The organism is Thermoanaerobacter siderophilus SR4 (assembly GCF_000262445.1).
Classification (GTDB): Bacteria; Bacillota; Thermoanaerobacteria; order Thermoanaerobacterales; family Thermoanaerobacteraceae; genus Thermoanaerobacter; species Thermoanaerobacter ethanolicus.
Genome location: NZ_CM001486.1, coordinates 430599 through 449014 on the forward strand (window position 1 = coordinate 430599; position 18416 = coordinate 449014).

Here is an 18416-nt window from a genome sequence, read left to right on the forward strand (position 1 = left end):
GGCCTCCTTAGTATTTCTAAATTATATTTTAATCTATTTTTTTGCAGTTATCAACTCAAAAATTTGCAAATGCTTATTTCAAATTACTTTGACATTTTCCTCTCCTAAAACAACATACAGTTGTTTAATTAATTCCTTACTTCCATTTACCCACAAGTCTCTATTAGCCGCCAATAATTTTTTACTATTAAGCTTTAAAACTACTGGCATATTACCAGGATTTTTACGTAATATTTGTTTAACAATCTCAATCTTTGTAGAATCCTGCAAATTAAGATAAAGTTTTTTCACTATCGCTTGTGACAACAGCTTAATTTCATCGCATAAAATCTTAGGCTCTTCCTCTTCCTTTAAACTAACCTTTCCTCTCACTACAACCGGGTTGTCTTCTTTTATTATACTGGAATACTTTTCATATACAGTTGGAAATACTATTACTTCTATAGTACCATATAAGTCCTCAATTGTGACAAAAGCCATCATATTGTTATTTTTGGTAAATTTAATTTTTTTTGTAGCTATAACTCCTGCTATCACTACTTCTTGGTTATCTTGCAATTTAGGCTGAAACATTTCCTCTTCGCTAACTTTAAAATCCAAAGTAGTGGCATTAGTAATTTTAGGAATATCCTCCATGTATTCTTCTAGAGGATGCCCACTTATATAAAGGCCTAAAGTTTCTTTTTCCATGGACAACAATCTGTTTTTAGGAAATTCTTCTAAATCAGGAAATTCAAATTCCACCCCATGACTTTGTTCTACTTCTCCAAATAAAGAAATCTGCCCATTTAAATTATTATTTCTATTTTTCTTTATATTTTCCATTAATTTGTCATATACTGATAGAAGTTGAGAACGCCGCACTCCAAAAGAACTAAAAGCTCCTGCTTTAATTAAGCTTTCCACTGCTTTTTTATTTAATTGACTGTCCTGCATCCTCTCAAAAAAGTCGACTACAGATTTAAATTTCCCATTTCTTTCTCTTTCACTTACGATTTCCATTGTCATATTTAAACCAACATTTTTTACTGCACTAAGGCCAAACCTTATTTTATCCTCTACCACTGTAAAATATGAATCACTCTCATTTATATCTGGCGGTAGCACTTTTATACCCATTTTTTTACACACCTGAACATAAAAAGCAATCTTGTCCAAGTTATCTACAAAACTGTTTAAAAGAGCTGCCATAAATTCTACAGGATAATACCTTTTCAAATATGCAGTCTGATAAGCTATAACAGCATAAGCCGCAGCATGAGATTTATTAAAAGCATAGTTTGCAAAATCTAGCATTTCGTCAAAAAGTTTATTAGCAGTTGCCTCGTCTAATCCATTTCTTAAAGCCCCTGGAACTATCACATTTCCCTCTTCATCAACTATCCCATAGATAAAATTCTTTCTTTCTTGTTCCATTACATCCATTTTCTTTTTAGCCATAGCTCGTCTTACCAAGTCAGACCTGCCTAAAGAGTAACCAGCGACATCTCTTACAATTTGCATAACTTGCTCCTGATACACCATGCAGCCATAAGTTACGTCTAAAATTGGCTTTAAAAGAGGATGGTCATAGACTATACTCTCTGGGTGATTTCTATTTGCAAGATATCTTGGAATTTGGTCCATAGGTCCGGGGCGATAGAGAGAAATTCCTGCTATTATGTCCTCAAGGTTTTTAGGCTTTAATTCTGCCATAAACTGTTTCATGCCAGAAGACTCTAATTGAAAAACTCCTTCTGTTTCCCCTTTTGATATAAGTTCATAAACTTTAAGGTCATCGTACTCCATAGAATCAAAGTCTATAATCACACCCTTGTTCTTTTTTACCATTTCAATTGTATCCCTTATAACCGTCAAAGTTCTCAGTCCCAAAAAGTCCATCTTCAAAAGTCCTAACTCTTCAAGGGTGGTCATCGGAAATTGGGTCACTATGGAATCCTCATTTTTTTGCAGTGGCACGTAGTTGACAAGGGGTTCTTTTGATATTACTACTCCCGCAGCATGAGTAGAGGCATGTCTAGGAAGGCCTTCTAAAGACCTGGAAATATCAATAAGCTGTTTTACTTTTTCTTCATTTTCGTATCGCGCTTTAAGTTCAGGGTTTAAAGATAAAGCTTTATCAATAGTCATTCCCAATTCAAAAGGAATCATTTTAGCTATTGTATCTACCTCTGCATAGGGATAATTTAAAGCCCTTCCTACATCCCTTATAACCGCTCTCGCCGCCATTGTACCAAAAGTTATAATTTGAGCCACATTGTCCTTACCATATTTTTTTACAACGTAATCAATTACTTCTTGTCTTCTCTCATAACAAAAGTCTGAATCAATATCAGGCATGCTGACCCTCTCAGGGTTTAAAAACCTCTCAAAAAGAAGGTTGTATTTTATAGGATCTATGTTGGTTATTCCCAACGTATAGGCTACCAAACTACCTGCCGCAGAACCTCTTCCTGGTCCCGTCATAATCCCGTTGTCTTTTGCAAACTTTATAAAGTCCCACACTATGAGGAAATAATCCACATATCCCATTTGCTTTATCACAGAAAGTTCGTAATCTAATCTTTCAATCACTTCTTTGCCTGGATTTTTGTACCTCTTGTACAATCCTTCATAACATAAATTTCTCAAATATTCATAGGAATCAACGCCTTCTGGCAAATCGTATTTGGGCAATTTCGTCTTATTAAACTCAAATTCTACATTGCACATGTCTGCAATCTTCTCAGTATTTTCAATGGCCTCTTTACAACAAGAAAAAAGATTCTCCATCTCTTCTGGAGATTTTAAATAAAATTCATCAGTTGGAAAAGACATGCGATCTTCATCATCAATTGTCTTCCCTGTTTGAATGCACAAAAGCACTTCATGAGCTTTTGCGTCTTTTTTTTCAAGATAGTGTACATCATTAGTAGCAACTAAAGGTATTCCTGTCTCTTTGGATAGTCTTATAAGCTCTTTATTTACCTTTTGCTGTTCTAAAATTCCATGGTCCTGCAGTTCTAAATAAAAATTCCCTCGTCCAAAAATAGAGTCGTAAAAAAGTGCTGCCTCTTTCGCTTTTTCATACTCACCTCTTAAGATATAAGAAGGAACTTCTCCTGCAAGGCAAGCACTTAAAGCGATTAGCCCCTCACTGTGCTCTTTTAAAAACTCTCTGTCAACTCGCGGTTTATAATAAAAGCCCTCAATTGAAGCCACAGTCACTATCTTCATTAAATTTTTATACCCTGTCATATCTTTTGCCAGTAACACCAAGTGATAATTTTCATTATCAATCCCATATTCTCTATCCTGCATGCTTCGAGGGGCTACATAAATTTCACAGCCTATAATAGGTTTTATTCCTTGTGCTACGGCTTCTTTATAAAAATCTATTACGCCATACATCACTCCATGGTCTGTAATAGCTATGGCTTTCATGTTTAACTCTTTAGTTTTAGCAATTAAATCCTTGATTCTGCAAGAACCGTCAAGTAAACTGTATTCAGAATGAACGTGTAAATGGACAAACATAATATATCACCTAAGCCATCTTTATTCTTTTAGAAAGCCTGACAGACATCAACGCCTTTGCAATTTCTTCTTTTTCATGAATGATTTGAATTTCCAACTTACTAAAATTATTACTAACCTCTATTATTTTTGCGAAAACTTCTATTACTTCTTCTGTGCGCATGGGTTTTATAAAATAAATTGAGAAATTATCCAAAACTGCATCATATCTTTTATTCTGCGTTATAGCAAAAATACCAGATTCACACATTAACATCATCAAGGCACTGCTACTTACTGTACCAAATTGGTTAATCATCATCGAAGGAATCTTACCTTTAAATTTTACTCCATTTTCTATTTTTTCCATATCAAAATCTTTAAAAATTGTATCTTGAATAGCTTCACTAATCTGGGGCTGTTTTGTCGTATAATGTAGGGCCTTAATTACATCTTCCCTGCTTATGAGTCCTATCAATTCTCTGCCACGAGTCACAGGTAGTATCTCTACATTCCACCATATCATCAGATGGGCTGCATAAGAGAGCGTAGTAGTATCCGTTACAAATACAGGGTTAGGAGTCATAATACTCCCAATTTTATCATCATCCGATGCAGTGGCAACATCTCTTGAAGTTACCATACCGACTAACATCCCTTTAGAATCAACAACGGGATATCTGGTATGTTTAGTCTCTGTATATAATTTTTTCCAATCTTTTACTGTTTGTTGAGGCGTCATATAGATTGGATTATATGTCATTACGTCGCTGACGTACAAAATCTTTTTTCGTGTCATACTTTCATTGATCGCCTTGTTTATAAGAGTCGCTACAGTAAAAGTGTCATAAGAAGTAGATATAAGCGGCAATGAAAGCTTATCCGCCAGTTCTTTTATGTGAGGTAACGTATCAAAACCTCCTGTAATCATCACTGCTGCCCCTGCTTTCAAAGCCGCTTCCTGCGCATCTTCTCTATTTCCCAAAATTACAAGGTCCCCTGGAGTTATGTACTTCACCATTTCATCAATGGTCATGGCTCCAATTAGAAATTTGTGAAGTTCCATCCCCATTCCACCATGGCCGCCTAATACTGTCCCTTCTACTACATCTGTAATAACCTCATAAGTAAGACGGTCAAAAAATGGATCTTTTTGTTTCCTTCTTATAGTTCCCACTCTTGGAATCGTAGTCACAAGCATTAAATTTTCTGCATCCTTTATAGCTTTGTAAGCAGTACCTTCACTTATATGTAAAGCCTGTGCAAGACCTCTTACTGAAATTTTTGTACCTTCAGGTAAATTTTTTATATATTCCAATACAATTTCATTTTTTTCATAACTATCATCCTTTATACAAAAAAGGTTTCTAAAAAGAAACCTTTTTTGTTTACTCCTCACCGAATTTTGATTCAATGAGGTCGACCAATGCTTTTATAGCAGCCTCTTCGTCGTCTCCTTCGGCACTCAATTTGACAACATTGCCTTGTGAAACTCCAAGAGACATAATTCCCATTATACTTTTGGCATTTACTTTTTTGTTATCCTTCTCTACCCATATTTGTGAGGAAAATTTGCTGGCAGTTTGTACAAATAATGCTGCAGGTCTTGCATGAAGCCCCGTCTTATTTTTAATTTCAATCGTAACTTCTTTCATTATTGAACTCTCCTCTCTTTCAATTTCTTTGAAATTTCTTCAATTTTCCTAAGTCTATGATTCACTCCTGACTTACCGACAGGAGGAACTAGCATTTGTCCTAATTCTTTTAAGCTCAGATCAGGATAATTAATCCTGAGTTCCGCCACCTCTTTCAAATTAGGCGGCAAATAATCAAGTCCTACTGTCTCTTTAATGTAATTTATACTCTCTATTTGCCTTAAAGATGCATTAATAGTTTTTGTCAAATTTGCAGTTTCACAATTTACAATTCTATTTACATTGTTTCTCATTTCTTTGTATACTCGTATATTTTCCAAGTTCAAAAGAGCACTGTGGGCCCCCATTATATTTAAAACATCAACAATTTGCTCTCCTTCTTTTAAGTATACTACATAATTATTTTTTCTTGCAATAACCTTTGAATTTAAGTCAAAAGAATTTATCAATTTGCTTAAATCTTTTCCGTGTTCTAAATTATGAGTAATAAACTCCATATGATAAGCTTTTTCAGGATCGCTTATTGAACCACCCCCTAAAAAAGCTCCTCTTAAATAAGCTTTTTTTGCTTTACTGTTTTTTACAATCTTTTGGTCTATCCCATAATTTAATTTTATATGACCTTTTTCATAATTCAATATCTTAACTTTACCCAAAATTTCTTCAACAATTTTTGTATCAGGTACAAATATGAGATAGGTTAAGGTTTTTTTAAGATACTTACCTCTTCTTACCATTGTCTCAGGAATTATCCCAAATAAATCTTTTATTAACTTAAAAACTAATCTCGCCACAGAGGCATTTTCTGTAGTAAAGGTTAAAGAAATTTTCCTATTGCCATATATCGAAATGCTGCCTATCGTCCTAATCAAAGCAGCTAACTCTGCTATTTTACTTTCTTCATCTTCAGGATAAATCCTTGCTAATTCGTCTTTTGTATCTGAAGAAAATGACATAAAGCATCACCTCAACAGGCTTATCTTTATTATACTACATTATTTCAAAAAAAAACCCCTTTCAAAAACAAATGAATAAAAGGGGTTTTTACACTTCTATAACAAACTACAATAATTTTTTCTTTTCCCATTCAATATATTTAGGTGAATTTTTCCAATTATGTCTTTCTTCAGAATTACACCATTCCTTGAACTCTTTGTAATCTTTCCACTCTTCATATTCACTTGCTTCAACTAATTTTTTTAATGTGATAAGCTTTGTAATGTCGTAACTTCCATACAATCTCTCATAATCCTTATAGTATTGATAATCTCTGCCATAGCGGGATGTATCTTTCATACCATCACCCCTGTTTTTTAAAAAATATAGGGGAATTTTCATTCCCCTTTATTTTTCTATCTTCATATTATTCACTTAAACTCAGATTGGTTACTTTAAAATATAGGCAGAGTTAGGTTGCAAATAAAGGAGATTTCCACTTCTTTTTAATTCCTTCATCTTTAAAATATCTTCTTTCCCTTCTGCTTCATTCAAAAATATCACTTCCTGCTTGCTACTGTTATTTAGTAGAACAATTATTGATTTACCTTTGTATTCCCTCTTAAAAGCAAACACCCTTCCTATAGCATATAAAGTACAGAAACTTCCGTATTTGAGCTCCTCATTTTCTCTCCTTATAGAAATCAACTTTTTATAGAAATTAAAAATACTTTTATTTTGCTTTTCCTCCTCCCATATCATGCATCTTCTGCAATCAGGGTCATAATCTCCCACCATTCCTACCTCGTCCCCATAGTAAATATATGGGATTCCAACAAAGGTAAATTGAAACACTAATGCTAACTTCATTCTCGCAACCATGCCATTAGCTAAAGTCAAAAACCTCTCAGTATCATGACTTCCTATTAAATTAAACATAACCCTATTTACACTATCCATATGCCTCATAAGTTGCTCTGTAATCATTGTATTAAAGCGAGAAGCACTTATTTTCCTTTTTGCAAAAAAGTCCACAACCGCATTTCTAAAAGGATAGTTCATTACACTGTCAAACTGATCCCCTCTAAGCCAAGGAGAAGCATCATGCCAAACCTCTCCTACAATTATGGCCTCCGGTTTAGCTGCCTTTACAACTTCTCTAAACTTTCTCCAAAAATGGTGGTCTATCTCATTAGCAACATCCAGCCTCCAGCCGTCTATGTCCACTTCTTTAATCCAATATTCCGCTACTTCCAATAAATACTTCTGTACTTCTGGATTTTTTGTCATAAGTTTTGGCATTCTCCATACAGTATCTGCAAAAGCTTCATAGGAAGGTTTTGGATGAGTTTTAATTGGCCATTCGTATATATTAAACCAATCCCAGTATTTTGATTTTTTACCATTTTTAATAACATCCTGAAATGCAAAAAAGTCATATCCGCAGTGATTAAAAACGGCATCAAATATAACTTTTATGCCATTGTCATGACATTTTTGCACAAGTTCTCTCGCTTTTTGCGTATCACCAAAGTGGGGGTCAATTGTATAATAATCAGTAGTATCATATTTGTGGGTGGAATGCGATAAAAATATGGGGGTTAAATAAATGGCATTTATACCCAAATCCTTTAAATAATCTATTTTATCTATTATTCCTTGCAAATCTCCTCCAAAAAAAGAATCTGCAGTAGGTTTTTCACCCCAGGGCTTTACATTTTCAGGGTCATTTGATTTATCACCGTTATTAAACCTTTCAGGAAATATCTGATACACCATGCAATCGCTTGTCCACTCTGGAGCAAAAAAAACATCCTTTTCTCCTATATACGGGTAATGGAAAAATCCCCAAAACTGATTTTCTGGCCTTTTTTTGTAAAATCCTGCTTCTGTATAATATAACTTCTCGCCCCCCTCAGCTACCAAATAGAAAAAATACACAAATTTTTTATTAAGCTCTAAAGTAGTCTCATAATAATCAAATAACTCGTTGGTATGAGCTAATACCATTGGTTTTATTTTGAATTTTCCCAGCCAATCGTATCTGTCTTTGTATAAAACATACACCCTATCTACATCAAATACAGCAGTCCTTAGTACTATTTTTAATTGATTTTCATTCAGTGGATATGCGAAAGGTATATCACTTTTATGAAATATAGCTTCTTTTATCATCTCTTTCCCCTTTCTATGTATGTATATTTATTGTAACTGGTGACGGTGTTTGCACTGTTGGTAACTCCTCACCATCTACAGTTATTTTAACAGCTGGCGGATAACCCATCAAGATAGTAATACTATCTTTTACATCAAAAATTTTAGACATATCCTTTGTCATAAGGCCTTCATAAACGACATTTCCATCTACTTTTACACTAAACCAACATTTTTCACCAGGTACGCTTATTTCTACTTTATAACTTTCTCCAAAGGGAACAACTTTATATTCTATTTTTTTAGAAGTCTCTGCTATTTTTTCAATCGACGTCTTTGCTGTAGATTGAGAAACATTGCTTTCCTGTGAAGGATTTGTTTTGTCTTCCGAAATTGTTGAAGCTTCACTTTGATTTTGTTGTGGAATTGGTGCAAGTCCTTTTTTAACTTGATTTAGAAAATAGTAAAAACCGTATCCTATAATACCTATTATTAAAACAATAATTATTGCTTTTTTTAAAGTCAAAAAAAATTGTGAAAAATCTCTCCTCTCTTTTTTGTAAGATGTGGTCTCTATATTAGGTATGGCTTCCTCCTCTTTCTCCTGAAACAAATATTCATACTTTTTCACTAACTCATTGCCATCTAACCCTAAAGCCTCAGCGTAACTTTTCACAAAGCCCTTGGCATATACAATGGCAGGCATTACGCTAAAATCTCCATCTTCAATAGCTTTCAAATAGCGTGTCCGTATTTTAGTTATTTCTTGAATTTCTTCAAGAGTCAATCCCTTCTTAATTCTTTCACTTTTTAAAAATTCTCCCAATTCATTCATACCTATCACCCCTTACTAACCATCCACTTATTATATATTCCACACAAAATACATTTTTCCTTCATTATTTTCGGAAAAATAAAATTAAAAGGATGATTTCAGCAAATTACCTCCATCCTTTTTCTATACAAAAGATCCACAAAAGCTTCCAAACGGGTTTGGTAACCTGCTTGCCCAGTGTTTTCATCATATACTAAAGACATTACTGGAATATTGTAATCTCGGCTAATTTTTGCAATTATTCCTTGAGCTACTATTTCAGGGGTGCAGGTAAAGGGAAGTATGTGAATCACACCATCATAATTTAGTTTAGCATATTTTACGGTATTTGCAACAGTGTTGAGACCATGTCCTCCTATATCTCTTTCTAAATATCCTCTTGCGTTTTTCTTAAACTCCATCCTTTGAGGCAATTTAAAAGCGCTGTTAATTAGATAGTCTGAAAGATATTCTGTTTTTGTAACTTCCACTCCCAATTCATTTAAAGATTTGCTAATATCCATATTAGTAAAGGGTTCTAATAGCATATAAATTTCTCCCACTAGTGCTACTTTAAGCTGTATTTTCCTCCGTACATTTGCATTTTCCTTTATTTTTTTCATAGCCTCTGATACTATTTTGTCCACTTCTTTGCCATTTTTGAGCTTTTTCTAGCTTTTTCATATATTCTTCATATATTTTTGTAGTTACACCTGGTTTATCTTCATGGGCTCTGTATTTTAATAAAAACTTTTCTAATTTATCAGCCGCTATCATTTTTTTCACTGCAAATACAAAAGATTTTAAAGCCGTTTTTCCATCTACATTAGGAAAATATGAAGCTAATTCTTTTAAAAAGTCTATTAACCTGCCATGGGGTGGATCAACAATTATCATTTTAAAGTCATAGCCCAAATCTTTTAATATCTCTCTTTGCACCTGACCGTAATACCCAAATCTGCAGGGCCCAATTCCACCTAACATTATAATCGTATCTGCTCCCCTATCAAGAGCCTCAATAAAATTTCCGACATTGATTTTAAAGGGTAAACATGCAAATTCATGAGAATTTCTAACTCCTAATGTCAAGGTTTTATTAGTAGAAGGTGGTGGGTCTATCACTTCTACCCCGATTCCTTCAAACATCGTTTTTAAAATCATATTCAAAGAACCCATGTGGGGATAAGTAATTTTCATACCATCACCGCCTTTTTATTAAATCTTAAAAGGTCTGTAAAGGCCTCCAACCTCGTCATAATGCCAGCCTCTCCAGAATGTTCATCAATTGTAATCAACATAAAGGGTACCTCCTTCTCTCTTTTAAAAATCCTCTCCAACAGTTCTTCTGTCATAGAATTAGGTCCACATCCAAAAGCAGAAACCATAATTACCCCATCTACATTCTTTTGTTTTAAAAAATACAATCCCGCTCCCAAAATATCTCTTTCATAGTTCCAAAACATTTCTTTTGAAAGCATTGATGCTCCTTCTAATATTAGATCTTTCTGTAGCATTTCCATGGTATAAACTTGTGCTCCCATGTTTTTTAGCTTCTCAATAATCCCCATACTTATGTATTCATCCATAATATCATAAGGATGAGCAATGACGGCTATTTTAAGGTCATAATTACTTTCTTCTTTTACCAAATTCTTTCCTTCCCAAACTTTTAAAGCTTCTAAATTGGTAAGACCTTCTTTCAACAAGCTCTCGAACTTTTTTTGTTGGTGGGTAGCCTCAAAATAGGCTTTTAAAGATTGGTCTTTAGTCTTCCCAAACATCCTACCAACTTTTATAAATTCATTTTGAGTAAATTCATCGTTATTTTTATAATAATTAATCTCAACATCTATAATAGGTGGTAAATCACCAATTAAGCTTTTTATAAAATCTGGCAGTCCTAAAAACTTTGAACAAAGGTATTTTTTTCTTTCTACACTTACAATCCTCGGAATAAATATATAATCAACATCTTTTTCTTTTAAATTTATCACATGTCCTACATAAGTTTTAACAGGAAGACAAGCATCTTCAACACAGTTTTTTACTCCTTCATCAAGAATTTTTTTATTTGTATCCTGGGAAACCACTACTTTTGCTCCCACACCTTCAAAAAAAGTCTTCCACATTGGATAAAAATCGTAATATAAAAGTCCTTTAGGTATTCCTACAGTCTTGCTCATTTTTAACCTCCTTTAAAAGCAAATACATATTTATTTTTGCCATAAGTTTTTATTTATATACAAAAATAAAAATACCGGAAATAATCCGGTATTTCAGTTTGTTGACAAAGTTAAAAAATATTCAAAGGAGATATTTTGCATCGTCGCTCCGATGTTCCAAAGCGACAAAACTAAAGCTCGACCTTCAGGCTCCGGCAGGGTACCTACGTCAGGTGGCATCCATGGCTTAATGTGCCCGCCTCCGCCATCCCTGGCTTCGGCCCTGCCTCCACCCTCGGTCTTGCTAAGTTTTGTTATCGCTTTGTAACAAGTCGCTCCTTATGCAAAATATCTCCTTTACGAAAGTTTGTCTACAGTCTTAAATACCGGAAATAATCCGGTATTTACAAATTGTTCCATGTGTAACAATTTTTTATCCTTTTACTGCACCTGCTGCAAGACCAGCTTGCAAATACCTCTGCAATACCATAAAGAGTATTACAAGAGGCAAAGATGCCATAACAGAGGCTGCCGCAAATTGAGTCCAGTGGGCCGAAAATTGGTTTTGAATAAACCTTTGAAGCCCTAACGCTATTGTGTAATTTTCAGGTGACTTTAGTACCGCACTGGACAAAATAAATTCACTGTATACTCCCATAAAGCTAAATAAGAATATAACTACAAGCATGGGAGTCGCCAAAGGAAGAATTATTTTCGTGAAAATTTGCCAATGAGTAGCTCCATCAACTAAAGCAGCTTCGTCCAACTCTTTTGGAAGACTATCAATATAGCCTTTTAAAAGCCATATACTAAAAGCGCTGCTACCTGCCATGACCAGCATAAGGGCATAGAGATTATCCAGAAGGTTTAATTTTGCCATTATACCAAATATAGCAGGTAATGCCATAAACGTAGGAAACATCTGAAGTATTAAGAGAGTCTTTAAGCCATTTTTTCTTCCAGCAAACTTCATTCTACTGAAAGCATAAGCTGACGTAGCAGTCAAAAATAATTGAATAATTGCTACACCAACGCTTAAAATCATACTATTTTTTACCCAAAGTAAAAAATTAGTCTTAACAAGCACATCCTTATAATTTTGAAATGTCATATGTTGTGGAAAAATTGAACCGGAGAAAAAGGCATCTCCAGGCGCCATAGACGCTCCTACTACCCAAGCTACAGGAAACATCATTATTGCAATTACAGCCCATATAATAAGTCGGCTAATCCATAGAGATACTTTTTCATGAGGTTTTAATTTTTCCCTATAATAAATCTTTTTAGTCGTTTTTTTGTCACCAATTTTAACACTTGCATATTCCACCTTAATCCACCTCCTCGAAAGCACGAGTCATCTTCATATTGACAAGGCTCAATGTGCCAATTATCAAGAATATAATTATAGACAAAGCTGCCGCCAAGTCATACCTATTAAACTGCATTGTCATTTTATAAGCTGAACTTACAAGCAAATCAGTATGACCTGCAAAAGAAGTATCTGTCCTTGGAGGTCCTCCTCCTGTAATTAAAAACGCTGCGCCAAAATTGTTGAAATTATAAGCAAAAGATGAAATAATAAGTGGCAAAGTAGAAGATGTCAACATTGGTACTGTTATCATTCTAAACTTTTGAAACCATGTAGCACCATCAATATCTGCAACTTCATAAAGTTCAGGTGGAATAGCCTGCAAAGCTCCTAATGAGGCATTCATCATAAAAGGATAACCCATCCACACACTGACAATTATAATCGCAACTCTTGCCCAAAAAGGATCAAGAAGCCATGGTATCATGGGAAGGTGCAACTTTTGCAGTATCAGATTTATACCCCCATACTGCTGATTTAAAAGTCCTGTCCAGGTAAGTGCGGCAATTGTGCCAGGAAGTCCCCATGGAATAATCAATATTGCTCTATATAAATTTGTTTCCCACATATTTTTGTTATTCAAAATAACTGCTAAAAGAAGACCGATAATATAACTCAATAATGTAGCTGAGAGAGCAAAAATAACTGTCCACACAAATACAGGAGCAAAAACTACTTTGAAAGGGCCGGCAAGTATATCAACAAAATTTTTAAATCCTACAAATTGATAATTTTTAAAATGATATAAATTAAAGTTTGTAAAAGCAATATAAATAGTATACAAAATAGGGGCAAAACTTAATACAGTCATAGATAGTATAGCAGGAGACAAATAAGCATAAGGTCTTAATTTATCCCGCATAGTTTTGTTTGTTTTCATCTAGCAACCTCCTTCTCTAAAAAAAGGGGCTAAAAGCCCCTTTTTGTTATTGCTGTGTTGCAATGCCTTGCTTGATTTGATTCACCATATCGTCAGCAGCTTTGTCAACCGGAACTTTTCCAGATGTAATAAGCTGTAACGCATTGCCTGCAGGAGTCCAGACTGCTGCCATTTGCGGTATATTAGGCATTGGAATAGCATGTGTAGCTTGCTCAGCAAATGCATTCAAAATCTCATTATTCTTAACTTCTGGATTGTCTAAGAGGGATTTAAGAGCTGGTATCCTGTTACCTGTTTCAAATAATGGCAATCCTGTATTTTCAGCAAGATACTTCATTAAATCCCATGCTTCTTGTTGATGTTTTGAATTTGCACTTACAAAAGCAGCTTGCACACCTGCAAAGGAAGGCATTGGTTTACCATCAACCTGTGGTAGTGGAGCAACTTTGAATGGAACATTAGCTTTCTTGAAGCCATCCACATCCCATGGACCACTTATATACAAACCAGTCTTTCCACTTTGGAAGTTACCTTTTGCCATATCTCCATTTATATCTGCAGGCATGAATTTATACTTTGTCACAAAGTCTTTTATAAGTTCTAAGCCTTTCTTTGCACCATCGTTATTCAATCCTATATCGTTTGGATCAAGTCCACCGCCTGTATCCTTGAACACATAACCGCCATAAGCAGATATAAAGGCAAAGCTAAAATAGAAGTTATTTACATCGTATTGGAATCCTACTTCTTTGCCCAGCTTAATTAAATCATCAAGTGTTGCTGGTGGTGTTGGAACTTTATCTGTATTGTAGAAAAGTGCATAAGTCTCCATTGAAATTGGTACAGCATACATTTTTCCATCGTAAGATACAGCACTTATGCTCATTGGAACATAGTCGTCTTTGTTTATAACTCCGTCTGGTACTTCAGCTAAAAGTCCTGCCTTTTGGAAAGTACCCAAGTTATCGTGTGGTAAACCAAACATGATGTCTGGGCCTTTACCACTTTGAGCAGCTGTTGAGAAAGCTTGGAAGTCACTCTGGTCTGCCAAAACTTTTACTTTGTTGCCAGTTTGCTCTGCCCACTTATTTGCAATCTCTTGAACCTTTGCTATTTCAGGATCTGTTAAGTGTGACCATACTACAAGTTCTACAGGCTCTTTCTTTTGTTCTGTCTGACCTTGTGATGAAGTATTGTCACTTGTCTTGCTGCCGCCACAACCTGTTAAAGCAGCTGACAAAACGAATACCATCACAGTCAGCAATGCAATTATTTTTGTGTACTTCTTCATACAAATCCTCCTCTTAATTTTTAATTTTATTATAATTTTGGGAAAAACCCAAAATCTTATTTCGCTTTTACATTTGTCCATATGCTTACACTGTCTTTAGGTAAAGTTATACTTAAAATGTTGTTTTCACTATTTCCTCTTTCAACTTTTAAATTAACTCCTTCTAATAAACCCTTTAAATAATCACTGTATTTGCCTTTTCGAAGAGAAGTCTCTATATTTTTTATAGTAGTCTCTTCTCCTTTATTTATTGCAACTGCAACTATATCTTTACCATATTGCCTCTCATAGATATAAACATCATTACTAACATATCTTGCTATTGTCTTACCATACTGTAATGCCGGTGTAACCTTACGCAAATTTGACAGTTCTTTAATTAAAACATAAGCCTTAGTATTCTCATCAAACTTTTCCATCAATGGCCTATTGTAAGGGTCATTTCCACCATTTGTGTCATTGTGTAGATACTGCTCTGTGCCATAATATATTGCAGGTATTCCTCGTGATGTCATTATAAAAGCAATAGCCTCATGCAATTTGTCCTTATCGTCATTGACTGATAAAAACCTCGGCATATCGTGATTGTCCACAAAAGTAACCAACTTATAAGGGTTGTTATAATCTTTATTTGTCTCTTCAATAGTATCATTCAATCTGTCAAAGCCATAACCTTTTTCAAAAACATCTTTTATCGCACTGTTAAGCATAAAATCTAATACAGAAAAACCACTTGTATTAGCAAATTGAATATTATAACCGTACAAAGGATCAGTGGGACCGTTTAACATCCACTCGCCGAAAAGAATAGCATCTTTTTTAACACCGTATATGGTATCAGCAAAACTTTTTACCCATTCCATAGGCATATGCTTTGCTGCATCTAGCCTTACCCCATCAACTCCATGACTAAACCATAACTTGATAGAATCCTTTAAATACTTGTCAACAATAGGATTGCTTTGGTCAAGGTCTGCAAGGTCAAACAAATTTTTGTCCTGCAAGTCCTTTAAATTATTCCAGTTGGTAATTCCACCATTATGATGAAAAAGTTTATTGACATCATTGCTATAAGTTCCCAATAATTTCCCATTGTCATAAAGTGCACCGTTTTCAGCAAAGTCAGGATTGTTTTCATCTGCCGGACTTGTATGGTTGGGAGCAAAATCTAGTATAACTTTTATCCCATTAGCATGAGCAGCCTCTACAAAATTGTCAAAGTCCTCCCATGAGCCAAAATGTTCTTCTACTCTTTTAAAGTCCCTTGCCCAATATCCGTGATAAGGTGCATTTATTTCGCCATTATATATTGCTGGTTTGTTGATGTTGTCTACAACAGGAGAAATCCAAATAGCTGTTACTCCCATCCCTTTTATATAAGGAATTTTTTCTGTCAAACCTTTTAAATCTCCACCCCAATACATCCTCCAATTGGTATAGGTTGGATCAAACATACCTTTACTTATTTTTGGATCATCATTAGACTTATCCCCATTGTAAAACTTATCTATCATAACCTGATATATTACATCTGACTTAGAAGTAATATTAGAACTGGTATCTTTACTACCACAACTGGTCAGCAATAAAGAAAAGAATAAAATTATTGCCGCAAATAGTTTTACATTCTTTCTCATCACTTTCCCCCTTACAAATAATTGCTAATATATTACAGCAATCGCTTTCTTGAAATGTATTTTTTAAAAGCGCCCAATTGCAACAGTGTTGCAATCGCTTGCGCTTGCTTTTAATATTATTGTATATCTTAATTTAACAAATGTCAATATGTTTTTTTTGTACAACATAGACTAAAATTCCTCGTTTACTTAAGCAGGCTTACAATTACTTCTGCAAGCTTTTGCTCATCGTGCCTTATAAATTCCTTTTTTAAAGCTACTAAATTTTCCTCTACCACTTTAATTCCCATACTTTCTAACTGATTTTTATCGTATTCAACAGGTTGTGACATGTCTTTTATATAGCGCTTCATATAATCATGGGGAATTTCGCCATTGTTGACAATAATGTAATCTAGAGATTTAAGCCCATGTTCAAAAAGAGCCTTCACATGGTCACAAGCAGTATAGCCCAAAGTCTCTCCTGGCTGTGTCATGATATTGCAAACATAAACTTTAACCGCTTTGGAAGCTTCAATGGCGTCACACACTCCATCTACCAAAAGATTAGGAATTACACTCGTATATAAACTTCCAGGACCTAATACAATGGCATCAGCATTTAATATATCCACTAACACTTCTTCAAAAGGCTCTGCATGAGAAGGTTCAATATATATTCTCTTTATCTTACTGTTTTCTTTTTGCTGTACAACAGGAATTTGCGATTCCCCTTTAATGATAGTTCCGTTTTCAAGCTCTGCTACAAGCCTTACATCATCAAGAGTTACAGGAATAACTTTTCCTGATACAGCAAGCACATCACTCATCTTTTTTACAGCTTCTTCAAAATTTTTAGAAATACCTATCATGGCTGCCAAAAACAAATTCCCAAAATTTTGGCCTTTTAACATTCCCTCAGTAAACCTGTACTGCAAAAGTTGTTCCATTGTAGGCTCTGTATTTGCTAAAGCCAGTATACAATTTCTTATATCTCCAGGCGGCAGTATCCCTAAATCCTGTCTTAGGATTCCCGAGCCGCCGCCATCATCTGCTACTGTAACTACCGCAGTAATATTGGTTGTATAAAGTTTTAATCCTCTTAGCATAGTAGAAAGCCCTGTACCTCCACCAATAGCAACAATATGAAGTCCCCCTTTAGAATTATTTTTCATAATCATATTACTCCTCTCCTATATCTCTATGGTGCAAAATAACAGAATAATCTTCTTTTTTTAGAAACTCATAAAGGGCATTTGCAATAGTAACAGACCTATGCTTTCCTCCTGTGCATCCAATAGCTATAACAAGTTGAGATTTACCTTCTCTTATATAATACGGGATTAAAAATTTAATCATGTCCCCTAATTTCTTTAAAAACTCCTTTGCTTCCTCCCACTTCATCACGTACTCTTTTACCTTATCATCATTTCCTGTTAAAGGTCTTAATTCTTCAATATAAAAAGGATTGGGCAAAAACCTCACATCAAATACAAGGTCAGCATCAAGAGGTATTCCATATTTATATCCAAAAGACATAATATCTATTATGATTCCTTTAAACTTTTTCCCTTTTAAAAAGATATTAGACAATTCCTCTTTTAACTGAGAAGAAGTTAAATTAGAAGTATCTATTATGCTATTGGCAATTTTCCTTATTTCTGCAAGTCTCTTTCTTTCCTCATTTATTCCATCAACTATTCTACCTTCCTCAGAGAGAGGATGTTTTCTTCTGGTTTCTTTAAACCTCTTTATCAAAACCTCGTCAGAAGCTTCCAAAAAAACTATTTCGTAATCGTAGTTGTTTTTTTTCAAAAACTCAAGGCTAGAATAGATGTCCTCAAAAAACTGGCCACCTCTTAAATCCATGCCAAGGGCTACCTTATCAACATTTTTTGAGTGATAAAAAAGGTCAGCAAGTTTTGGAAGAAGAGCAGGTGGAAAATTGTCTATACAAAAAAAGCCCATATCCTCCATAGCCTTCAATGCCTGTGTTTTTCCAGCACCAGAAAGGCCTGTTATTATTACAAACCTCATAAAAATA

At 34.6% G+C, this 18416-nt stretch carries 14 protein-coding genes and 1 pseudogene; all 15 read right to left on the minus strand.

The window, feature by feature from the left end; translation table 11 throughout:
* Window positions 1-78: 78 nt before the first annotated feature.
* The 15 genes and pseudogenes from THESIDRAFT1_RS02075 to rapZ all read right to left on the minus strand — a co-directional run bounded on the left by THESIDRAFT1_RS02075 (window position 79) and on the right by rapZ (window position 18409).
* Entirely contained in the window at window positions 79-3516 is a 3438-nt protein-coding gene (locus tag THESIDRAFT1_RS02075) for a DNA polymerase III subunit alpha (protein WP_006569387.1), read from the minus strand.
* A gap of 10 nt (window positions 3517-3526) precedes the next feature.
* Window positions 3527-4849, minus strand: coding sequence for a DRTGG domain-containing protein (locus tag THESIDRAFT1_RS02080; RefSeq protein WP_039929467.1), 1323 nt, complete (start codon window positions 4847-4849; stop codon window positions 3527-3529).
* 34 nt (window positions 4850-4883) lie between these two features.
* A complete protein-coding gene (locus THESIDRAFT1_RS02085; RefSeq protein ID WP_003870522.1) occupies window positions 4884-5150 on the minus strand; it encodes an HPr family phosphocarrier protein in 267 nt (88 codons plus the stop codon).
* Window positions 5150-6106 (minus strand): DNA-binding protein WhiA, encoded by a 957-nt coding sequence (gene whiA, locus THESIDRAFT1_RS02090; RefSeq protein ID WP_004401581.1) that lies wholly within the window; start codon window positions 6104-6106, stop codon window positions 5150-5152. Before whiA ends, THESIDRAFT1_RS02085 begins: the two co-directional genes overlap by 1 nt.
* Window positions 6107-6212: 106 nt before the next feature.
* Complete coding sequence (locus tag THESIDRAFT1_RS02095; RefSeq protein ID WP_003868318.1) at window positions 6213-6446, minus strand: hypothetical protein; 234 nt, start codon at window positions 6444-6446, stop codon at window positions 6213-6215.
* Window positions 6447-6536: 90 nt separating this feature from the next.
* Entirely contained in the window at window positions 6537-8261 is a 1725-nt protein-coding gene (locus THESIDRAFT1_RS02100) for a glycoside hydrolase family 13 protein (protein ID WP_006569389.1), read from the minus strand.
* A gap of 13 nt (window positions 8262-8274) precedes the next feature.
* Entirely contained in the window at window positions 8275-9075 is an 801-nt protein-coding gene (locus THESIDRAFT1_RS02105; RefSeq protein WP_006569390.1) for a helix-turn-helix domain-containing protein, read from the minus strand.
* A gap of 98 nt (window positions 9076-9173) precedes the next feature.
* Window positions 9174-10251 (minus strand): annotated as a pseudogene (locus tag THESIDRAFT1_RS02110) (2-hydroxyacyl-CoA dehydratase).
* Window positions 10248-11237, minus strand: coding sequence for an acyl-CoA dehydratase activase-related protein (locus THESIDRAFT1_RS02115; RefSeq protein ID WP_006569392.1), 990 nt, complete (start codon window positions 11235-11237; stop codon window positions 10248-10250). The pseudogene THESIDRAFT1_RS02110 and the gene THESIDRAFT1_RS02115 overlap by 4 nt, the downstream one beginning before the upstream one ends.
* 412 nt (window positions 11238-11649) lie before the next feature.
* On the minus strand, window positions 11650-12543 hold the full coding sequence (locus tag THESIDRAFT1_RS14510; protein WP_006569393.1) for a sugar ABC transporter permease: 894 nt from the start codon (window positions 12541-12543) through the stop codon (window positions 11650-11652).
* Window position 12544: 1 nt separating this feature from the next.
* Window positions 12545-13465, minus strand: coding sequence for a carbohydrate ABC transporter permease (locus THESIDRAFT1_RS02125; protein ID WP_006569394.1), 921 nt, complete (start codon window positions 13463-13465; stop codon window positions 12545-12547).
* Between the two features lie 46 nt (window positions 13466-13511).
* Window positions 13512-14756, minus strand: a complete 1245-nt coding sequence (locus THESIDRAFT1_RS02130; protein ID WP_003870531.1) for a sugar ABC transporter substrate-binding protein — start codon at window positions 14754-14756, stop codon at window positions 13512-13514.
* Between the two features lie 56 nt (window positions 14757-14812).
* Window positions 14813-16393, minus strand: coding sequence for an alpha-amylase family glycosyl hydrolase (locus THESIDRAFT1_RS02135; protein ID WP_004401594.1), 1581 nt, complete (start codon window positions 16391-16393; stop codon window positions 14813-14815).
* 185 nt (window positions 16394-16578) lie between these two features.
* A complete protein-coding gene (locus THESIDRAFT1_RS02140) occupies window positions 16579-17553 on the minus strand; it encodes a gluconeogenesis factor YvcK family protein (RefSeq protein ID WP_004401595.1) in 975 nt (324 codons plus the stop codon).
* Between the two features lies 1 nt (window position 17554).
* A complete protein-coding gene (gene rapZ, locus THESIDRAFT1_RS02145) occupies window positions 17555-18409 on the minus strand; it encodes an RNase adapter RapZ (protein ID WP_003870534.1) in 855 nt (284 codons plus the stop codon).
* Between the last annotated feature and the right edge of the window lie 7 nt (window positions 18410-18416).